At 73.2% G+C, this 250-nt stretch carries 1 protein-coding gene; it reads right to left on the bottom strand.

All coding sequences use genetic code 11. From position 1 onward, the window contains the following. The coding region (locus tag ACEN88_RS35885; RefSeq protein ID WP_413347153.1) for a hypothetical protein at window positions 1-250 on the bottom strand (250 nt) is incomplete at both ends.

The raw sequence follows: 250 nt of genomic DNA, 5'->3' as shown, positions 1-250 counted from the left end.
CCGTACACGCCGCCGATCGTCGTGAACCACAGCGTGCCGTCGTCGCTGCGCGACCCCGGGTATGCCGTCGCGCGCGAACACCATGCCCGTGATGCCGGCGAACGGCTCGCCGTTGCGGCCCGCGACGGGCGTGAAGCGGGTGCCGTCGAAATGCATGAGCCCATTCCCGCCGCCGATCCAGGCGCCGGCGCCGGCCGGCAGGATCTGGACGACGGTGCCGACCGTGAGGCCGTCCGCGCGGCCGTAATGC

Source organism: Massilia sp. CT11-108, from assembly GCF_047302915.1.
GTDB classification, from domain to species: Bacteria; Pseudomonadota; Gammaproteobacteria; order Burkholderiales; family Burkholderiaceae_D; genus Telluria; species Telluria orientalis.
This window is presented reverse-complemented; position numbering and strand designations above follow the sequence as displayed.